This window comes from Rhizorhabdus histidinilytica (assembly GCF_900167915.1).
Taxonomy (GTDB): Bacteria; Pseudomonadota; Alphaproteobacteria; order Sphingomonadales; family Sphingomonadaceae; genus Rhizorhabdus; species Rhizorhabdus histidinilytica.
Map to the genome: position 1 here is coordinate 1 of NZ_FUYM01000040.1, position 4,099 is coordinate 4,099.

8 protein-coding genes are annotated in these 4,099 nt (G+C 65.2%); 4 read left to right on the forward strand and 4 right to left on the reverse strand.

The window, feature by feature from the left end:
• Positions 1-136 precede the first annotated feature (136 nt).
• Complete coding sequence (locus B5X82_RS25920; protein ID WP_008831325.1) at positions 137-343, forward strand: hypothetical protein; 207 nt, start codon at positions 137-139, stop codon at positions 341-343.
• Here the strand turns inward: B5X82_RS25920 and B5X82_RS25925 are convergent.
• A complete protein-coding gene (locus tag B5X82_RS25925) occupies positions 315-542 on the reverse strand; it encodes a hypothetical protein (protein WP_008831326.1) in 228 nt (75 codons plus the stop codon). The two genes, B5X82_RS25920 and B5X82_RS25925, sit on opposite strands and share 29 nt — an antisense overlap.
• A gap of 146 nt (positions 543-688) precedes the next feature.
• On the opposite strand from B5X82_RS25925, the gene B5X82_RS25930 reads away from it, so the two are divergent.
• From B5X82_RS25930 to B5X82_RS25940, 3 genes are read left to right on the forward strand one after another with little or no spacing between them, the layout of a single operon-like run.
• A complete protein-coding gene (locus B5X82_RS25930; RefSeq protein ID WP_008831327.1) occupies positions 689-907 on the forward strand; it encodes a DUF4160 domain-containing protein in 219 nt (72 codons plus the stop codon).
• Entirely contained in the window at positions 904-1,356 is a 453-nt protein-coding gene (locus B5X82_RS25935) for a DUF2442 domain-containing protein (RefSeq protein WP_008831328.1), read from the forward strand. Before B5X82_RS25930 ends, B5X82_RS25935 begins: the two co-directional genes overlap by 4 nt.
• A 6-nt stretch (positions 1,357-1,362) precedes the next feature.
• A complete protein-coding gene (locus B5X82_RS25940; protein ID WP_008831329.1) occupies positions 1,363-1,983 on the forward strand; it encodes a histidine phosphatase family protein in 621 nt (206 codons plus the stop codon).
• Here the strand turns inward: B5X82_RS25940 and B5X82_RS25945 are convergent.
• From B5X82_RS25945 to B5X82_RS25955, 3 genes are all read right to left on the reverse strand, one after another.
• Entirely contained in the window at positions 1,980-2,948 is a 969-nt protein-coding gene (locus B5X82_RS25945) for a tyrosine-type recombinase/integrase (RefSeq protein ID WP_008831330.1), read from the reverse strand. The genes B5X82_RS25940 and B5X82_RS25945 overlap by 4 nt on opposite strands.
• Positions 2,945-3,340 carry a hypothetical protein gene (locus B5X82_RS25950; protein ID WP_008831331.1) on the reverse strand — a complete coding sequence of 132 codons (396 nt, stop codon included), beginning with the start codon at positions 3,338-3,340 and terminating at the stop codon, positions 2,945-2,947. Before B5X82_RS25950 ends, B5X82_RS25945 begins: the two co-directional genes overlap by 4 nt.
• Before the next feature lie 170 nt (positions 3,341-3,510).
• Positions 3,511-4,099 (reverse strand): efflux transporter outer membrane subunit (locus B5X82_RS25955; RefSeq protein WP_139385179.1); only part of this gene is annotated, 589 nt, incomplete at its 5' end.

A 4,099-nucleotide genomic window follows, 5' to 3' on the forward strand; every position in this document is an offset into this window, starting at 1 on the left:
CGCTTGCTGTGGGCGCACAAGCGCACGGTCCAGCGCTGGGAGGCCGGCACGATGCGGCCGACTGGCGCGGCGCTCGCCTTGCTGACGCTGGTGAAGCGGCGCGGCATCCAGATTCTCACCTAGAAGGATTGATAGAATGGCCGGCCATCGCCCCTTTTCCGATCTTATGAAAGATTGGAGTCCCGAGCGCCGCGCGCGTAATGAGGCCCATAAGGCGAAGTTGGAGGCCGAGTTGATGGGCCGCGCTGCTACGCGCGATGCGATCGAAGAACTGGAAGCTGGCAAGGGCGTGCGCTTCACCAGCGTTGAGGCGCTTATGTCTGATCTCCATGATGACGATTGATCGACCCGAAACGGCGGCCGAGTTTTTCGCGCGGCGCTCCAAAGGTCGTGCGGTGGGTGATCTCGACCGCATTCTCGACAAGGTGCCTGATCGGCCGCCGGAACCCGGCGACGAATTGAAGGCTGGACGCCCGATCGCCTACATCGCCGGTAATCGGCGAGGGTGCCGCGAGATCCGCGCACGCGATCTCGCCCGCCATGTGGGCCGGAACCTTGGGCCAGGACCGCTTGCGGGCTTGGGGAGCGCAACGAGTAGGGCCACGGTGCCAGCGCCAGGCGCTTAGATCATTTTGGCTATCAGCCTTGCACTAGTGCAACCTTTGCACTACATTGAAGCATGGTCACGATGTTTCGCGGTCCCCGCTGGAAAATTGCCGTCTATGGCCGCGATCATGGCGTGCCGCATTTCCACATCGAAGGCCCGGATTTCCGCTGCTCGGTGGCGATTGCATCGTTTGACGTGATCGTGGGCACCGTGTCGGCGGCGGTCTTGAAGGACGCATTGGAATGGGCGCGGCCTAATCAGGCTTTGCTCATGCAGACGTGGCAGGAGTTGAACGGATGAACATCACCGACAAGGCCCGCACCATTACCGCCGTGCGCGCGACCGGGCCGTCATCGCTGCATCTGTCCTGGTCGGAAGGGACGGCGGCTGATCTCGATCTTGGCGCGGTCCTCGCCGATCGCGCCTTTGCCGCGCTGCGCGATCCGGGCGAGTTCGCCAAGGTCGAAGTGGGCGATTGGGGTCATAGCCTGGCCTGGCCTTCGGGTGCGGAGCTGGGCGCGGACATGCTGTGGCTCGAAACGCTGTCGGCAACCGGGCATGGCGATGTGCGCGCCTTCCTCGAATGGCGGCTGCGCCATGCGCTGTCGCTGTCGAAGGCGGCCGATGCGCTTGGCGTCTCGCGCCGCATGGTCGCCTACTACTCCAACGGCGAAAAGAAGGTGCCGAAACCAATCTTGCTGGCGTGCCGGGGCTGGGAAGCCAGCAATGGGCTATACCGGGCCGCCTAACCGGACATGAGAGCGATCTTCATCCGCCACGGCGAAAACACCGGCAACGCCGGCGTGCCCTGCCACGATCTCGCGACGATCGCGCTGACGGAGCGCGGCCACGAACAGGCGCGCGCGGTCGCGGCGAGCTGGACGCAAGCGCCCGCGCTCATCGTCACCTCGCCCTATACCCGCACCCGGCAGACGGCCGCGCCGACGATCGCGCGCTTTCCAGGCGTGCCGGTGGAAGTGTGGCCGATCGAAGAGTTCACCTATTTGCAACCTGCGCGCTGGAACGGCACGCGCAGCGCCGAACGGATGCCGCACCTAGAACGCTATTGGCGCGAGGCCGATCCTGACTACTGCGACGGGGAAGGGGCGGAGAGTTTCAGCACCCTGTTACGGCGCTGCGAGGCGGCGCTAACGCGCCTCGCCGCCATGCCTGCGGGATCGCTGGCCTATGTGTTCGGGCATGGGCAGTTCATCCAGGCCGCGCGCGCGATCGTCGCCGACGCCCATCTGGACGATCGGGCCAAGATGCGCGCTTTCTGGCGCAAGGGCGAGCCGCCCGCGATCGGCAACGCGCAGCGGGTAGGGTTTCATTGGCAGGGCGACCGCTGGACCTGCGCGCCCGCGCTCGCCGCCTAGATCAACACGCGCTCCACCTCGTCCAGCGTCACGTCATCGGGGCGGCGGTCATAGAGCTGGGTGGTGCGCGTCGAGCTATGGTTCGCCATCGTCGCGGCCGTCTCCAACGTGCCGCCATTCTTCAAATAGGTGGTGATCCCGGTCGCGCGGAAACTGTGGTTGCCGATCGCCGTCCCGATCCCGGCCGCCGCCGCGCGCCGGCGCACCATCGCGAAGGCGTTGGCTTGGGGCAGGGGGGTATCGCTTAGTCGCTTAGTGCTGCGCGCGATCGTGCGGAATAGCGGCCCCTTGCGGTCCTCGCGCAGCTCGCAACCGTCGATATAGGCGGTTAGATAATCCTCTAGATTGTGGTGGCAGGGCATTTCATGGCGCTTGCCGCCTTTCTCATGCAGGCGGACCCATAGCCGCCGATTCTGCATGAACACGTCCTCGACCCGCATCGCCAGCGCCGCGCCGATCCGCGCGAAGCTATAGACCATGAGACCGATCAGCGCGCGGTCGCGCAGGCCCGCATGGGTGGTCACGTCGATGCTGTCGAGCAACCGCCGCGCCTCGTCGGGGGCCAGTACCGGCGTCTTGCCGCGCCGCTGGCTATGCGCCGGCCCGCGCACCGATCCGGCCGGGTTCGCCGGCACGGCATGACCCGTCACCAGCCAGTCGAACAGGTGGCGCACGCCGGCGAGCTGCTGCTTGACGCTGGGGGCGGCCAGCTCGCGCCCCAGCGCCTCGACCCAGGCCGCGACATGAAGCGGCTGCACCTGGGCGAGCGAGGCGACGCCGCGCGCCTCGCACCAGGCCAGGAAGTCGCCGGCCGCCCGCGCATAGGCGCGGCGTGTATGCGGATTGCGGATGGTGACGGCGAAGAACTCAAGGAATCGAAGCTGCGCGCGCTCGTCGGCCGCCGCGATCAGCGCCGGCAACGCCAGCGCGGGCGCGGGCGCGGGGAGGGGGGCGAGCTGGTTCATCGCGCGATCTTCTCCCATCGCGCCGGCGCGGGACGCGGCGCGGCCATCTTGCGGCGCAGCTCGTCGAACACCTCGTCGGCGTCGCGGACGCGGCCAGCCTCCGCGTCCTCAAGGCCGCGCTTTATCGACCCGTCCAATATCCGGCGTAGCAGCTCGTCGCGTAAATCGTGGTGCGGCTCCATGTCGATGAAGTTCTTGACGATCGCGAACACCGCCTCGGAAGGATCGGCGAACATGCCGCGCTCGATCCGCTCCAACAGCCAGTCGGCCTGATCGCCGGTAAGATACGCCTCGAAGCGCAAGCCGCCCGCGCGGGCCTGCTCGCGCAGCGCCTTGGCCTGGTCGCGCTCGGCATAGTTGTCGGCGAAAGCCGTGTCCTCGTCCTGGTCCATATCGCTCCCTTTCGGCGGTGGATCTCGGGACCGTTTAAACGGCTCCATCGGATCGCCATGAGTGTGTGATAAAGGACATTATCATATATAGGTCAGGGAATTTATCGGCGGACCGATCTGTAGGTTGTCATGATCAATAGCCAAGGCCCGTCGGTGGAACATTACCACCATTACCCTTGCTGGCCGCCGCCCAGAGCGACATACAGAGAGACGAGAGCATCCAGCTCGGCGCGACGCAGCTGTATCAGTGTCTGTTCCGCGATGAACAGATTCCGTTCGGCATCGAGCACTTCAAGGTAATTTGCGACGCCCTCGCGGTAGCGAGTGCGGGCAAGATCGGCGATCGCTCGCTGTGCCGCAGTGGCACGAACCTGCGCGGCGACCTGTTCAGCAAGCCAGCGGCGCCCGGCAAGGGCGTCCGCAACTTCGCGGAAAGCTCCCTGAATGGTGCGTTCGTATTCGGCGATGGCAATATCCTCACGTGCCTCAGCCACGCTCAGATTGCCCTTCCTCGCACCCCAATCGAAGATGGGTAGGCTGATCGAAGGTCCAAAGCTCCAGCTCAGTCCTTCGTTTCCGATCAAATTCCCAAGATCAGTTGAAGCGAAACCGATACTACCGGTTAGTGAGATGGATGGAAAGAAGGCTGCCCGAGCAGCACCGATATTGGCACGCGCTGCCCGCAGTTTCTCTTCTGCCGCCAATATGTCCGGTCGAGTCACCATCAGCTCGGAGGGTAATCCGGCGGCAATCACCGTT

Bases quoted from the DNA above. Each gene is read 5' to 3' on its own strand.
- B5X82_RS25930 (WP_008831327.1), top strand. From the start codon at position 689: ATGTTTCGCGGTCCCCGCTGGAAAATTGCCGTCTATGGCCGCGATCAT.
- B5X82_RS25945 (WP_008831330.1), bottom strand. From the start codon at position 2,948: ATGAACCAGCTCGCCCCCCTCCCCGCGCCCGCGCCCGCGCTGGCGTTG.
- B5X82_RS25925 (WP_008831326.1), bottom strand. From the start codon at position 542: ATGGCGGGCGAGATCGCGTGCGCGGATCTCGCGGCACCCTCGCCGATT.
- B5X82_RS25935 (WP_008831328.1), top strand. From the start codon at position 904: ATGAACATCACCGACAAGGCCCGCACCATTACCGCCGTGCGCGCGACC.
- B5X82_RS25940 (WP_008831329.1), top strand. From the start codon at position 1,363: ATGAGAGCGATCTTCATCCGCCACGGCGAAAACACCGGCAACGCCGGC.
- B5X82_RS25950 (WP_008831331.1), bottom strand. From the start codon at position 3,340: ATGGACCAGGACGAGGACACGGCTTTCGCCGACAACTATGCCGAGCGC.
- B5X82_RS25920 (WP_008831325.1), top strand. From the start codon at position 137: ATGGCCGGCCATCGCCCCTTTTCCGATCTTATGAAAGATTGGAGTCCC.